The sequence below is a fragment of the Kitasatospora sp. NPDC001159 genome (genome assembly GCF_053598235.1).
Genome location: NZ_JBSFJV010000089.1, coordinates 15,598 through 30,065, shown reverse-complemented (window position 1 = coordinate 30,065; position 14,468 = coordinate 15,598). Strand labels below are relative to the sequence as shown.

Below are 14,468 nucleotides of genomic sequence, written 5' to 3'. Positions count from 1 at the left end.
CGCAGCGAGTTTCTCCAGGCAGCGCGACGACAGACGGCACCGCGCCCCGCTGGGGCCACGAGAGGCCAGAGCCTGCACACCGCCATCCCGCCATAACTGGTGCCACTGGTAGGCCGACTTCGGGCTCACCCGCAGACGTCGAGCCACTTCCGGCGGCTTGACGTCCTGCTCGAACAGCTCGGCCGCCTGGATCCGAACCACTTCCCGGCGCTCACGTCCCGCGGCGGTCAGCCCGCCCCCATCCGCATATCTCACACACCACTGGATACAGCCACCGCTCCACGCTCATCAGGCGCTTCGCACAGATTCACCCCGACGAGCCGAAGTCAGTAACTTGCGGTCTTGATCGCTACTGGCCGGAACCTCGGGGCGGATCCATGCAGACGGCGTATCGCCGTCCGCCAGGGTGCACCCGAACACACCGCCACCGACCCTACCGCCATCAACCAACCGCAACAGGCGCCACCACCAGCATTGCCGGTCGGCAGTGCCACCACAGGTGACGGCGCGACACCCCAGGGCGGGGCTCGCGAGGATGAACTGCGGGCCCCGCCGCTGTTTCGACCAGCAGGCCGACAGTCGGCCTGTTCGTTGGGGGTTCCCCCAACGAACAGTTGTGATCCCGCTCGGCGGGAGCAGGCGACCTGGACGGACGGCGTCTCAGTTAGCTTGATGTGTGGGTCATGTTGTTGTGGGTTGGCGTCCGGGGAGGGTGGGGCGGGGCCGGCGAGGGTGAGCATGACGAGGGCGATGACGGCGTCTGCGGAATGGAAGCCGAAGCCGCGCCCGGGCCAGGACAAAGCCGGCCAACACGTCGGTCTCGAACCGCTCCAGTTCCTCCGCCGAGACCGGATCCCGGTACTCGCGCAGGTCCCGCATCACTGCCAGCGCCGCCAACTCGCGCCTCCTCGCCTTCGACCGGACCCCGGATCGGTCGCACGAGCTGAGAACGCTTCAGGAATCCCGAAGTTATGTCACAGCCCAGCGGAGCACTCGAAGGAGGAAGAAGCCCCTGGCCACGACCTCGGGCACTCAGCGGGGCTCGGTGTCACTGGCCGGCGGCTACGCGCTGCGTCTGGAGCCGGATGCGCTGGACGCCGACCGGTGCGATCGGCTGGCCGCCGAGGCCGGACGGGCGGTCCGGGGTGGTGAGCAGGAGAGCGCTCTTCGGCTGTTGGAGGAGGCCTTGGCCCTGTGGGACGGTGTCCCACTGACCGCAGTCCCCGGTAGCTATGCGGAACGGCAACGCCACCGCCTGGTGGAACGTCGCCTGGAACTGCTGGAAACCCGACTGGAACCGGAGTTGGAGCTCGGCCGGCACACCCGGGTCGCCGCTGAGCTGACCGCGCTGGCCGACGAGCACCCGCTGCGCGAGGGCCTGCGCGCCCTGCAGATGCTCGCGCTGTACCGCCCCCCCCCGGCGCGGCCCTGGCCTCGCTGCACCAGCGCGTCCTGCGTTGCGATCCCGAGCTCGACGCCCGGCCGCGCGGAGTTCAGCTTCGATCTCGGCGATGACGGCTGCCGCGTCGTGCACGTCGCGGCTGGATGCAGCAAGGATCTGGTCCGCGACCTGCTGCGGGATCAGCATCCGGACCTGGCCGAACTGCCCATCCGCGAGGTGGCGGGCGGCTGGGGCAACCAGATGTGGCGCCACTGGCATGAAGACGGCGAGCGCTACGACCTGGAGCACTTCCAGCTCACCCCCACAGAGAACACCTGGAATGTCCGAGTCCGCCGGAGCACCTACTGGGCGCTGACACGCTCGCAATTGACAGAGTTCGTGGCTGAAGCCGGCTTCACCAACATCACCTGGCACGATCCTGCCTCCAGCCGGTACTACCAGCCCGTGCTCACCGCACAGCGAGCTCCCTCGGCGCGGTAGTCCAGACATCGGTTCCGTCCCGCCTGGCTCTCCGTTCGTCCATCGCAAACCGGTGAACGTTGCCGGTCACAGCACTGGACAAGTCGGAGGGAGGTTGGCTACCTGCCTCCCCAGACGACCAGGAAGAGCACGAGGGGGACCAGACTCAGCAGGACACCGATCACTTTGCCGATCGGGCCGCCGTTCCTCCGACCCGCAAGCAGCAGTACGACGCCGGACGGGAAAGCGGCCACGAAGATCGGCAGCGGGATCAGCAGGAACGCGAGAGAGAGCATGATCTCGATGCCGAACTGCAGCCAGCCGACGACAAGGCAGGCCACACGAAAACCCCAACGCCCCGGCACCGCCAGGGGAATCAAGGTGCTGAAGCCGGCCAGACACCACGTGACGAGGGTTTCTGCGTCGGCGCCTGCCTCACCCGTCACGTACGCGACCGCGTAAATCAGCCACGAGGCACCGGCCCACGCGGCGAGCCCCCATGGCCGAGGCTCGACGTAACGCGACGACAACGATCCGGTCATCATCCACCCCCAAGGATGCTTTGAACTCGTTCAAGATTCTTGAACGCGTTCAAAGTAGCACCGCCGTCCGCCCCTTGAAGACCCGCCCCCTCCGGCCGCGGATGAGCATCCCGTGCCACCCCCGGGGCCACTCTCGCCAGGGCTCCGGCCGACCGGGTGTCCGAGCGGTCGGTGGGACTGGCTCGCGCAGGAACCGGCCATCGCACCGCTTCGGGGAGACCATGCCTGACCCGCTCAACGGGCTCGACGACATCGACTGGGCCGCGCTGCACCACGCCTACGGGCCCGCCATCGATGCCCCCGGCCTGCTGCGCGGCCTCGGATCACCCGATCCGGCCGAGCGCGAGCACGCGTTGGACGCCCTGCACGGAGGAGTCCACCACCAGGGCGACGTGTACGACTCCACCCCCGCCTGCTATATCCGGCGCTTCTGACACCCGCCAAGCCTGTTGTCGGCCCGCGCGCCGCCCGCCCCTCCACCCCCCACCAGCCCGCCTCTCAGCGGGCGCGCGGCTGGCCCCGCTGGACGCAACGAAACCGGCACCAGCGGGTCATGCTTCTCATAGCCGAGGTGGTCGGTGATCTCGCCCTCCAGGGCGGCCTCCAGCACCCGCGTGGTCAGCTGCTGCAGGAGACCGCCCTGACCGGTCACGTCCCAGGTGCACGCGGTGGCGGTGGTGCCGTTGTTCCAGGAGGTGAGCCGCCCTCGTGAGTTCCTCGGGATGGCTCAGTTTTCTGGTCGCGGTAGGGCTGGGCCGGGGTCGGGCCAGGGCGGGGCGCAGCTGGCGTGGCCCGACTGGACTCCATCATCGCTGTCGTGATCCTCGTGCTGGCCTCGCGCAGGACCGGGGCGGTGGGCTCGCGGCCGTACAGATCGGAGAGGCCCACAGGCAGGCCGACCGCGCCACGATGGTGGGACGCGGCAGGAACCTGACGCACCGCCCGCCCCTGCCGTAGGACGCGCCCCGGTGCTCCTCCCATGGGAGCGGGTGGTGACGACCGAGCCTCCGATCGACACCACCCGTCGGACGTGCGCAGACCCATGGCGGCCGGCGGGCGTCCACGTCGCGGCTGCAGCGGTGAAAACGTGTTTGCGCAACACACCACCGGTGCGGGCACGAGCCCCAGGGGAAAGGGCGCTTGACGGTGCACCGGTCGCAGCGGCGGAATTACCCGTGGCAGCGCCACATGCAACGCATCAGTACACGTACTTCCATCCGGCGGCGAGGTTGTGCGTCTGCTGCACCGAGGAGTCAGAGGACGTCGCAGTGTGGTCGGCGGCGAAGGCCGCGCCGCCGCCCAGGAAAGCGAGGGCGGCGGCGGCGCCGGTCAGCGCGATCCGCAGCCGCGAACGGCGCCCGGGGCCGCGCCGCTGCGACGCGGGGGCGAGGAAGGAGCCCCGACTACGAGAATTCATGACGATTGTCCTGTCATTAAGAGATGCGATCCCTCCACCATTGCGTGGAGTGATTCCATCACAGCAGAACAAGATCAATGCGACTACCGAAACGATGTCGGCCGAGCGCTATTCTTCGGTGGTCACCACAGATCGCTTCGGTCCGTCCGGCGTCCGTGACGGTGCCAGCGTCGGCTCCGGTCGGTCAGGCACCGGTCCGAGCTCGAACGTTGCGCCGCCGGAGCCGCCCGGGACAAGACCCTGGATCCGCCGGGCCGAGGCGGATGCCGGCGATTCTCACCACCGCGATGGATCTGGACGGTGGCTCGTTCCCCGGTCGGCCGGGTTCGCGGGGGTGCACTGGTCCGCCGTGCGTCAGGGGGCTGTCGCGCGCTGCCCGTCATAGCCGGCGCGGGCAGCGAGGACCTCGGGCACGTGGGACTCCGCCCACGCCTTGATCGCTTGCATCAGTGGCATCAGGTCGTGTCCGAGCGGTGTGCGTTGCGGCGAAGGGCTGCGGCGATGTTGGTGGTGCCTGGTCAAGAGCAGCCGGGATCGGGGATGCTGCGCCAGCAGGCACGGTCTTCCACTCGGATCACGGGGCGTCGAGAACTCCGTGATCCTCGAAGCCCGTACGCGGGCTGGCCCCAGCTCCGGTGACGCGCAGCGTGCACCTGCGCGAGCTGCCTGGCTTCCCTCGACGAACGGCGCTGTGGGCAGGTCGGACAACGCCTGGATCCGCACCTAACCGAGTGCCGGAGGGTGCTCGGCTGGACGGCGTCCCCAGGCCGAGATCAGCGGCGCGAGTGTCAGGTCGAGTTTGCCTGCGTGGATGGCGGCCAGGTGCGCGTCGATCTCGGCGTCGTCGGCCAGGCCGGCCGCGAGCAGCTCGCCGCGCACGTGCCGGATGGTCGCCGCCTCCAGCCGGTCGCAGGCCAGCCCGCCGACCGGGAAGGAGCCCGCCGCGGCGACATCTACCAAGCCGGCCTCACGCAGTGCCCGCGGCAGTGTCCGGCCGTAGCGCAGGTCCGCGCCGCGGCGCGTCAGCAGCTCCCGGACCGCGTCGCGCAGCCGGTTGGCCCGCCGCTGCGCAGGGCCGTTGTCGTCCAGGCATGCCAGTGGCTGCAGAGCGGTATCGGCGTCCTCGACCAGCAGCCAGCCGCCGGGCCGTAGCGCTGCCGCCATCGTGGCCAACGCGCGAGCCCGGTCGGGTACATGGACCAGCACGAGCCGGGCGTGCACCAGATCGAACGTCCCCGGCTCCGGGGGCGGATCAGCGGCGACGTCGTGCTGGCGCACCTCGTACCCGTCGCCTGCCTTCAGCCACGACGGGTCGATGTCCGTGGCCAGCACGTGCCCGGTCGGACCGACGGCCGCCGCGAGCGCCTCCGGGATACCGGGGCCACCGGCCCCCACTTCCCAGCAGCGCGAGCCGGCCCTGACCCCCAGTCGATCGAAGTGCCCGCGCGTCACACCGTCGAACAGCTCGGCCAGCCAAACGAATCGCTCGCCCGCCTCGGCGCGCGCGTTGTCCAACAGGTACCCGCGGGCGGGAGCGGACTCTCCGCCGAGCGCGGTAGTGCCGTCTATCGGATCCGGTCGGCCACCGACGTGTGGCGGGCGGGGCAAGGAGGTCATGACTACATGGTCAACCTTCCCAGGCCACCAGCGCCACGACGACGGGAGAGGGATGTCTCACATAGCCGGCGAACCCCGCACGTCCTACGGCACGGTTCTGCACCGTGACGCGCCGGAAGGGGTACATGTATTCGGGCCCCACAGCCAGCGCGCCAGGCGCGGGACAGCGCGCTGGCCGGACTGTCGGCTATGGCGGGTTCGACCTCGTACCGGACGCGTTCGATCACGACGTAAAGTCGGGGCCAGCGGATCCAGCAGATGCACGTCCCCGTTCGTGACGGGAGGTACCTCTTCTCCAGTTCGGGTTCCAGGGCCGAGACCACAGACCGACACCGTCTTACTCCCAGGGCTTCCCACCCGACAGACCGTCATGGATCGGACACCATCCGACTGCGCCGAAGCCCTGCATGGCGCAGCGACTGGCTCTCGAAACAGACTGCGAAGACATCTCTGACCTGAATTCAACTCCCCGACTGTCGTCCATGGATCATGTGGTTGTCAGTGTCGATTCCTCCGACATGTACACCGTTGGCGTCTACGCTGGTGTAGTGGTTTCCTACGCACCACACCGGCCGGCTGCGGCGAGGAGCACGTGCACGGTCGCGGCCATGGTGTGCCGGGCCTCCTCGATGCTCAGCCCGGAGCTGCGCCAGTGGTACCAGGCGCTCCACGTGGTCACTGCGTCCAGGCCGTTGAGCAGGTCCGTCCGAGTCGGCTCGGGCAGGGGGTCGAGTTCCAGGGCGAAGATCTGGGAGAGCCTCAGTCGGGCGAAGTCCAGCATCTGCTGGACGGCCTCCTGGATCCGGGGAGACGGGTTCTCCAGCCGCATGATCGCGAGTCGGGCGGGGGTGACGCCCTCCAGGATGCGGGCGCGCTGCTCCGCGACGGCCGCCACCCGCAGGTCACGCGGCCCCTCGGTGGGGACGGGCAGGATCTGGGCCGCCAACTGCTCCAGGCGCCGGTTGACGGCGACTTCGGCCAGTTCGGCCATGTCCGCGAAGTGGTGGAACACCAGCCGGCGGGAGACTCCCGCCCGCTCGGCCACCTTGTCGGCGGGGAAGTGGGCCTGGCCCTCGTCGAGCAGCGACAGCATCGCGTCGGCGATCTTCTCTCGGGTCTGTCGCCCGCGCTCCGTGCGTCCGTCAGTGGCGGGTCCGGCGGCTTCGGTCCGCTTCACGTGGGCACCGCCCTCTCGTTGACATTCTTGCACCACGAGTGCAAGTCTACGCGTTGCACGCTGAGTGCAATGAGTTTTTTCGGGGGGCCTTCGCCGTCCCACTGTGTACGAGAGGGCTGTTCGCCGCAGATGTTCACCACTGTGGGGCGCTGGTGCGCCCGCAGACCCAAGCGCGTGGTCGCGGTCTGGCTGCTCCTGCTGACCGCCACGCTCACGGCCGTCGGCCTGTTCGGCCGCGTCACTAGCGAGGCCGTCTCCATCCCCGGCAGCGACAGCCAGGCCGCCCGGGACATCGGCGACAGCGCGTTCCCCGGCTCGGCCTCCGGCAAGCAGCCCGTCCTGCTGCACACCGCTGCCGCCACTGCCCCGCTCACCGCCACGGACACCGCGGCGGCCGTGCGCAACGCGGCCACCGCCATCGCCGCGGTGCCCCATGTGGTCGCCGTCACCACGCCCTACGACCCGGCCGGCGCCGCGGCCATGAGCGCCGACGGCCACACCGCCTACCTCTCCGTCGAGCTCGATGTCACCGGGCGGGAAGTGACGCCCGAGATGGCCGACGCCGTCCTGGCCGCGGCGGCACCGGCCACCGCCGCCGGCATCGAGGTCACCCCGGGGGGATACCTCGCCGCGGCCGTCGACAAGGGCAGCACCGGCCGCAGCGAGGCCATCGGTCTCGGCACCGCCCTGGTGATCCTCGCCCTCACCTTCGGCAGCCTCGTCGCCGCCGGGCTCCCGCTGCTCGCCGGAGTGATCGGCCTCGGCATCGCCCTGCCCGTCCTCGGCCTGGTCGGCCACCTGATGGACGTACCCGAGGCCGGCGAGACCATCGCCGCCATGATCGGACTGGGCGTCGGCATCGACTACACCCTCTTCGGGCTCACCCGCTTCCGGGAACTGCGCGCCGCCGGAGTCGGGATCGAGGAGGCGGCCGTGCGCACCACCGCCGGCTCCGGCAAGTCGGTCGCCTTCGCCGGTGGCGCCGTCGTCGCGGCCCTGGCCGGCCTGGCCCTCGGCGGCCTCCCGCTGCTCTACGCCCTGGCCCTCGCGCCCGCGATCTCCGTGGTGGCGGCCCTGGGCATCAACCTCACCCTGCTGCCCGCGCTCCTCGTCCTGCTGGGGAATCGGCTGACCCCCGAGCCCGCCGCTCCCGCCGCCGACGGACGCCCGCGCGGGTGGGGCAGGGTCGCCGCGCTGGTCGCGGCCAAGCCGTGGCCTCTGCTGCTGGCCGGCCTCGCCCTGCTCGGCGCCCTCGCCGCCCCCGGGGCCCGTCTCCACCTCGGCCAACTCGACGCCGGCAGCAAGGCCGCGGGCACCATGAGCCGCACCGCGTACGATCGGATGGCGGCCGCGTTCGGCCCGGGCTCCAACGGCGTACTCCAGGTCGTCGACGTCCTGCCCACGCCCGCGCAGGCGAGCGCGGGGACCAGCGACCCGAGACTCACGGCCGTGACCACCGCGCTGCGCGGAGGCGAGGGCGTCGCCGCCGTCAGCCCGCCCGCGGTCGCGGCCGACGGCCGTACCGTGCGCTGGCAGGTCACCCCCACCACCGCCCCCTCCGACCCCGCCACCACCACACTCGTCCACCGCCTCCGCTCGGACGTCCTGCCCGCCGCCACCACCGGCACCGGCCAGACGGTACACGTCGGCGGCACCCCGGCCGCCCAGGCCGACCTCAACGCGCGGATCACGCACCGCATGCCGCTCGTCGTCGGCTTCGTTCTGACCGTCGCGGGCCTGCTCCTACTGGTCGCCTTCCGCTCACCGATCGTCGCGCTGAAGGCCGCCGTGATGAACCTGGTTTCGGTCGCCGCCGCGTACGGCGTGCTCACCGCGGTCTTCCAACACGGCTGGGGCGCCCGGCTGATCGGCCTGGAAGGTGCCGTACCGATCCCGGGCTACGTGCCGCTGCTGATGTTCGCCGTGCTCTTCGGTCTGTCGATGGACTACGAGGTGTTCCTGCTGAGCGCCGTGCGCGAGGGCTACCTGCGCTCCGGCGACAACCGCCGTGCGGTGGTGGCGGGACTCGCCGGCACCGGACGGATCATCAGCTCGGCAGCCCTGATCATGGTCGCGGTCTTCCTCAGCTACCTGCTCTCCGACGACCCCGTCGTCAAGATGTTCGGCATCGGCCTGGCGAGCGCCGTCGCACTCGACGCAACCATCGTCCGCGGCCTGCTCGTCCCCTCCACCATGGTCCTGCTCGGCGACGGCAACTGGTGGCTGCCCGGCTGGCTCGACCGCCTGCTGCCCCACGTCGACATCGAGGGCGACGGCCACACGGAGCACCCGCCCGCACCGGAGGGCGCTGCCGCCCCCGCACCCGTGGCCCTGTGAACCCTCCCTGAACCCCCACACCCTTCCAGAACCCCCGATCAGGAGCACATCCTCATGCACGCACGACTCCGCCGCGGCCTGCCCACACTCGCGGTACTCGGCCTCACCGCCGGAGTTCCCCTCCTCGCCGCACCCGCCGCCCACGCCGGGACCGACTGCGGGCGAGGACCGGTCCAGTACTCCATCGACGGCGGCACGCACTGGACGGCCGACGCCACGATGCCCGCCGAATCCGGCACCGTCGAGGTCCGGCTGGCCGGCGAGCCGACCACGGGCTGCGAGTATCACGTCTCGCTGGGCTCGTACGCGACGCAGGGAGCGACCTGGGCCGCCTCCGGCCACCAGACCTTCCTCGGTTGGGCGACCACCACGCTCACCCGTGACCACTACCGGTCCACGCTCGACATCACCGCCCATCTTCCCCAGTGCTACGGGGAGTTGGCTCTCTACGCGGTCGGCGAGAAGTACGACGGCAGCGACAGCGACCACCCGCTGCCGCACTACCCGGACGAGCCGTTCTCCGGGCTGGTGATCGCCTCCTGGAACGGCGGAACGGCCTGCACGCCCAAGCCCACCGGCAGCCCCACGACCACCACCCCGACGCCCACCCCCACTTCCGCCACCGCCGCCCCGCCCCCGCCCGTCGTCCCGATCCCGGTCCCGACCGGGGCGACGACGCCGACGGCCACCATCAGTCCCGCCCCGGTACCGTCCCCGACCCCCTCGCACTCGCCCCAGGCCCCGGTCGCGCCAGCACCGACGCTGGCCGCCACTGGAGCCGACGACGGCGCCCTGACCGCCACCGCGGTCGGCGCCGCAGCACTGCTCGCCGCCGGCGCGGCAGCGGTCTACGTCGGCCGCCGCCGCGCCGCCCGCCGCTGACGGCACGCCGAGGAGGGCCGGGCCGGGGACACCGCTGTCGGGGAGCAATCACCCCGTGTGCGGGGCCGACATATCCCAGAGTTGGGCGGGCAGCTCAACCTCGGAGCAAGTGCGGGGCCGACACTTCGTGACCTGCGAGTTTATCGGCGGGCGCGGGCTGAGAGAATCAGTCTGTCGAAGTCGACGGGCTTCCAGCGGTCCTTGCCTGCGGTGCGGACGGTCATAGAGAAGTAGTCAGAGAACGCGGCGAGCCCCTCCCCCGAGCCTGGCCGGCCTTCGCCGGACCCGGCGAACCGCGCCTCACGAGGCCGTTCGGGTCCGGCCAGTTTCCCGGAACCGGCCCCGCGCCGGCGGCGGCTCTGGCATGCTCACCCGAATGGCGGCACCGGGTATCCGGGGCCTCACGCAGAGCCAAGAGGGCCGGGGTGGGCAGTGCAGTACACGATCAGCGCGTCGGTGTTCCTCGCGATCGTCATCGTGGTCCGGCTCCGGCGCCCGACCCATTCCCGCAGCCGCGTCGATGAGGCCTTCACCGTCTTCACCGCCGTCGTATTCGGCGTCCTGATCGCCGCCACCGCCTGGGGCCACGCCATCCTCCAGCTCGTCGGTACCGCCGTCGACGCCACCCGCTGACACCGCCCGCGGCGCCGCCGCCCGGCAGGCCTACCCTGATCCACGACAAGGGGAGGGGCGAGGACGTGGAACTGACGGTGCGCGACAAGCGCTGGATAGCCGCGGTGGGCTTGATCGCGGTCATGGTGTCGGCGTGCGACGCGAGGGAGCGTGACTCCGACTATCCGCTCCCGTTCAAGCGGCGGGACGCCTCCGTCCTGCGCCGCATCGCGCTCGCCGACCCGTCCACGAAGAACACCACCGTGGCGGCGGACGACCGCACGATCTCGATGGAAGTCGCCTGGAGCGGATGCGACTACAAGCCCGACCTGATGGCACGGGAGACGGCCAAGCAGGTCACACTGCTGCTCAGGCGCCGGGACGCCTCGGGCCCGGACATCGGATGCGAGGACGGCGGCATCGCCGAACTCACGGTCGTCCTGCACCAGCCCCTCGGCACCCGGGCCCTGACCGACGCCCTCACCGGCGAACCCGTCCCCCACACCCACGCCTGACAACAGCGCGCCACCGGGCGGCAGCCTGATTCCCGCCCAACTCGGAGAGCGGCTCACAACACGCCTGCTCAAGGCAGGAATTGAGGTGGGTATGGGCACCGGTGCGGGCAACGCCCCCGTCAGAAACAGCGCACGAACAAGAGGGTGCTCGGCCGGAAGACCCGGCCGAGCACTCCTCTGTCAACTCCCTTCTCCTCCGCAGCGCGAGGACCTCCGCGATCTCCTCGCGGGTGAGGGCCGGCCCGGAAGGCCGTCTCACCAGAATGGCGGCATCTCGACATGGTTCAGCAGCCCCAGCCCTTGCAGGTGAAGTCCCCGCCGACCTTACCGGGAGATGTTCCAGCCGCCCGGGTCTCCGGAGGCATAGATCCGGTACTCCTGGAAGTCCGAGCTCCGCGTCGCCAGGTAGGTCTTCACTCGACATGGCCGTCTTCGCCTCGTAGCCGTCGGACATCCGGATGCAGACCCGTTCCGCGCCCTTCCCGTTGGACTTCCGCAGGTTCTCCTCCACTGCCTTGGGCCTGGGCTTGGGCGCCTTGAACTCCGACGGCACGCCGTCGATCCAGGCGTCGAATCCCTTTCCGACACATCAGGCGGTCGAGGTAATTGCTCGGGTGACGGCCGTGGTCGCCGGGGTCGGACGGCCGGGGAGTCGCGCCACGAGAACCCGGCGGATCTCGGGAGGTGCACCTTCGACGTGCAGCAGGCTCACCCCGGAGGGCAGCATCGGCGAGAGCCGGGAAGGCACCGTTGTCACCCCGAAGCCACCGGCGACCAGTTGAAGCTTCGTCAGCCAGTCGCGCGCGCAGTGGACGATGCGCGGCCGTCCGGGCAGACCGGGCCAGACGCCGAGCAGTGGCTCGGAGTTCGACGCCGGGGCAGCGATCCACGGAGCGTCGACCAGTTCGTCGACGTGCGCCGCGGTGCGGCCGGCGAACTCTCCGGCCGAAGGCACTGCCACGACCAGTTCGGTGTCCGCGACGGTCTCGACGTGCAGGCGCGGCGACTCGCCGTCCAAGGGCCGGTGGGGCGGGCGGGACGTCAGCACGGCGAGGTCGATCGAACCCGCGCGCAGTGCCCGGATCAGGGTGGGCGTGGTGCCCTCGGTGGTCGTGACCGTGATCTGTGGGTCGGTTGCCGCGAGGCGGGCGAGCGAGGGAGGCAGGATGGCCGCGCCCGCGCTCAGGAACAGTCCGAGCCGCACCGGTTCGGTCCGCGGGACGGTGCCGGTGAGGTCGCGCTCGGCGGCCGTGAGGCAGTCCAGGATCGTGCGAGCGTGGCGCAGCAGGGTCAGACCCGCGGGGGTGAGCCGTACTCCGTCGGGGCGGCGTCGAACAGGGCGGTGCCCGCGCTTCGTTCGAGGGAGGCGGCCTGGCGTGAGACCGCCGACTGGGTGTAGCCGAGCCGGGCGGCGGCTGCGGTGAAGCTGCCGGACTCGGCGATCTGCCGCAGGACCCGCAGGCCTGTGCTGGAGATATCCATGCGGCATACGCATACCACGGATGCGCGATCGTCGCTTCCCGCATGTCCGCCGGGTTCCTAGTGTCGATCGCGACGAACACGGACGAACACGGAGGTCATCACGTGCGAGCAGCAGTTCTGACGCAGTTCGGTGCCCCGCTGACGGTGCGGGAGGTGCCGGACCCCGAGGCCGGCGGCGGCGAGGTGGTGGTCGAGGTGCTCGCCACCTGTGTGGCCCCGTACGCGGCCGAGGTCTTCAGCGGCGAGCGGAGCTACCCCCTGGTCCCTCCCGTCGTGCCCGGGATCGGCGGCGTGGGACGGGTCGTCCACGCGGGCCCGGACGCCACCCGGCTGCGCCCCGGCGACCTGGTGTGGTGCGACTCCACGGTGCGCTCGCGGGACGACGCGCTGACGCCTGACATCACGCTCCAGGGCTGGAGCTCTCGCGGCGAGGGCGGCGCGCGGCTCGCCCGGTACCTGCATGACGGATCGTTCGCCGAGCTCATGCGGGTGCCGACGGAGAACGTCTTCCCGCTGCCCGCGGCGGCGGGGGACGACCCGGCCCGCTGGGCGGCGCTCGGCGTGCACGTCATCCCTTACGGCGGGCTGCTGGCCGGCGGGCTCGCAGCCGGTGAGACGCTGCTCGTCAGCGGGGCCACCGGCAACCTCGGCAGCAGTGCGGTGGCGGTCGCGCTCGCAATGGGGGCGGGCCGTGTGGTCGCCCCAGGCCGCAACCGGGCCGCGCTCGACCTCCTCGCCGGCCGGTTCGGTCCGCGTGTGCGCCCGGTCCCGCTCACCGGGGACGAGGCCGGCGACCGTGCGGCGATGTCCGCGGCGGGCGACGGCCCGATCGACATGGTGATCGACCTGCTACCGCCGAGCGCACCCAGCTCGGCGACGCGCACGGCAGCCATGACCGTACGCGAGTACGGCCGCGTCGTTCTCATGGGCGGCGTCGGCATGCTCGGTGGCGACGACCTCGCACTCCCGTACCCATGGATCATGCGCAACTCGATCACCGTGCGCGGCCAGTGGATGTACCCGCGTACAGCGAACGTCGGCATCATCCGGCTCCTCGCCTCCGGCACCCTGGACCTCGCTCCCGAACGAGTCCGGTCGTTCGGCCTCAGTGCCGTCAACGACGCCGTCACGTATGCCGCCTCACATGGTGGCCCGTTCGACCGCACCGCCCTCACCCCACCGGCTCGCTGACAAGACCGACTGGTCTCCCCATGTCAGCGCCACGGCCCACCACCCTCACGAGCGCAGGCCGCCCTACTGCTGCTGCTATTTCTCGTGAACAACCATGAGCCTCACGACTTGATTCGCCGCACGACGATTCCGTCAGGAGCGGGGCGGAGGCCTCGGAGGCGATGCGGGCAGCTTCCAGGCGGGCGGCGGTCATCTTGTAGCGCAGCACGTGCGCCTTGCGCAGCAGGCGCTCGGCAGCTCCGGTGACGCCGACCTCCAGCGACTGCCGTCAGGGGCGCGACTGGGTTCAGGAGTGCGAGCGGTGCGCCGTGGCGGGTTCGGCGGTCAGTGCGTTGCGGGAGCGCAGTCGCAGGGTGACGGTGCGGGTGAGCACGGCGGCCACGGCCATCAGTACCAGACCGTTGGTGACGATCGCGCTGACCTGGGTGGGCAGTGCGCCGTGCTGGACGAACCAGCGGCCCATACTCTCGGTGAACCAGTAGGAGGCGCCGTAGGAGAACAGCGTCCGTGCGGCGGAGACAGTGATCCAGACAACGGCGTAGTCCCAGCCGCCGGCGGTGGACACGGTGCCGCCGGATCCCTGCCGCGTGATCTTCAGACGGCTGGCGGCGGTCAGGCCGACCAGGACACCCGCCGCCGAGCCGACCGTCTCGATGGTCAGACCGATGCCGCTGGTGAACAGGGTGTGCATGAACAGCGGCACGATGACGGCGGCGGTGATCAGCGGCCGGGTCAACCGGCCACGGGTGACCTGCTTGGGGCCGAGGTCGGCCAGCAGGGTGGTGACCAGCACGGCTACGTTCACCAGCAGCGCCTGTTCGAAACCGGTCATGGG

General features: G+C 70.9%; 12 protein-coding genes and 2 pseudogenes. 7 read left to right on the top strand and 7 right to left on the bottom strand.

The genetic code is table 11. The features are described from left to right. Positions 1-255 (bottom strand): helix-turn-helix domain-containing protein (locus ACWC9T_RS32275; RefSeq protein ID WP_449824599.1); only part of this gene is annotated, 255 nt, incomplete at its 3' end. A 790-nt stretch (positions 256-1,045) separates the two neighbouring features. On the opposite strand from ACWC9T_RS32275, the gene ACWC9T_RS32270 reads away from it, so the two are divergent. Then, positions 1,046-1,882 carry an AfsR/SARP family transcriptional regulator gene (locus ACWC9T_RS32270; protein WP_449824598.1) on the top strand — a complete coding sequence of 279 codons (837 nt, stop codon included), beginning with the start codon at positions 1,046-1,048 and terminating at the stop codon, positions 1,880-1,882. Positions 1,883-1,980: 98 nt separating this feature from the next. Here the strand turns inward: ACWC9T_RS32270 and ACWC9T_RS32265 are convergent, their stop codons facing one another. After that, on the bottom strand, positions 1,981-2,406 hold the full coding sequence (locus ACWC9T_RS32265) for a hypothetical protein (protein ID WP_449824597.1): 426 nt from the start codon (positions 2,404-2,406) through the stop codon (positions 1,981-1,983). A 218-nt stretch (positions 2,407-2,624) separates the two neighbouring features. Between ACWC9T_RS32265 and ACWC9T_RS32260 the strand changes: the two are divergent. Continuing rightward, positions 2,625-2,819: pseudogene (locus tag ACWC9T_RS32260) on the top strand (hypothetical protein); the annotation flags it as partial. A gap of 782 nt (positions 2,820-3,601) precedes the next feature. On the opposite strand, the gene ACWC9T_RS32255 reads toward ACWC9T_RS32260, so the two are convergent. The 3 genes from ACWC9T_RS32255 to ACWC9T_RS32245 form a co-directional block, all read right to left on the bottom strand. Further along, positions 3,602-3,820, bottom strand: a complete 219-nt coding sequence (locus ACWC9T_RS32255; protein WP_449824596.1) for a hypothetical protein — start codon at positions 3,818-3,820, stop codon at positions 3,602-3,604. A 723-nt stretch (positions 3,821-4,543) separates the two neighbouring features. Beyond that, complete coding sequence (locus ACWC9T_RS32250; RefSeq protein WP_449824595.1) at positions 4,544-5,335, bottom strand: methyltransferase domain-containing protein; 792 nt, start codon at positions 5,333-5,335, stop codon at positions 4,544-4,546. Between the two features lie 658 nt (positions 5,336-5,993). Beyond that, positions 5,994-6,614 carry a TetR/AcrR family transcriptional regulator gene (locus ACWC9T_RS32245; protein WP_449824594.1) on the bottom strand — a complete coding sequence of 207 codons (621 nt, stop codon included), beginning with the start codon at positions 6,612-6,614 and terminating at the stop codon, positions 5,994-5,996. Positions 6,615-6,743: 129 nt separating this feature from the next. On the opposite strand from ACWC9T_RS32245, the gene ACWC9T_RS32240 reads away from it, so the two are divergent. The 4 genes from ACWC9T_RS32240 to ACWC9T_RS32225 all read left to right on the top strand — a co-directional run bounded on the left by ACWC9T_RS32240 (position 6,744) and on the right by ACWC9T_RS32225 (position 10,960). Further along, the gene (locus ACWC9T_RS32240; protein WP_449824593.1) at positions 6,744-8,951 is read left to right on the top strand and encodes an MMPL family transporter; all 2,208 of its coding nucleotides are present in this window, start codon (positions 6,744-6,746) and stop codon (positions 8,949-8,951) included. A gap of 54 nt (positions 8,952-9,005) precedes the next feature. Next, complete coding sequence (locus ACWC9T_RS32235) at positions 9,006-9,833, top strand: LPXTG cell wall anchor domain-containing protein (protein WP_449824592.1); 828 nt, start codon at positions 9,006-9,008, stop codon at positions 9,831-9,833. 432 nt (positions 9,834-10,265) lie between these two features. Beyond that, positions 10,266-10,466: a hypothetical protein gene (locus tag ACWC9T_RS32230; RefSeq protein ID WP_449824591.1), complete on the top strand. Its 201-nt coding sequence runs from the start codon at positions 10,266-10,268 to the stop codon at positions 10,464-10,466. A gap of 65 nt (positions 10,467-10,531) precedes the next feature. Beyond that, positions 10,532-10,960, top strand: a complete 429-nt coding sequence (locus ACWC9T_RS32225) for a hypothetical protein (RefSeq protein ID WP_449824590.1) — start codon at positions 10,532-10,534, stop codon at positions 10,958-10,960. A 589-nt stretch (positions 10,961-11,549) separates the two neighbouring features. Here the strand turns inward: ACWC9T_RS32225 and ACWC9T_RS32220 are convergent. Then, positions 11,550-12,442, bottom strand: a pseudogene (locus ACWC9T_RS32220) (LysR family transcriptional regulator). A 102-nt stretch (positions 12,443-12,544) separates the two neighbouring features. Here ACWC9T_RS32220 and ACWC9T_RS32215 point away from each other — a divergent pair. After that, complete coding sequence (locus ACWC9T_RS32215) at positions 12,545-13,633, top strand: alcohol dehydrogenase catalytic domain-containing protein (protein WP_449824589.1); 1,089 nt, start codon at positions 12,545-12,547, stop codon at positions 13,631-13,633. A 286-nt stretch (positions 13,634-13,919) separates the two neighbouring features. On the opposite strand, the gene ACWC9T_RS32210 is transcribed toward ACWC9T_RS32215, so the two are convergent. Beyond that, positions 13,920-14,465: a hypothetical protein gene (locus ACWC9T_RS32210; RefSeq protein ID WP_449824588.1), complete on the bottom strand. Its 546-nt coding sequence runs from the start codon at positions 14,463-14,465 to the stop codon at positions 13,920-13,922. Positions 14,466-14,468 lie beyond the last annotated feature (3 nt).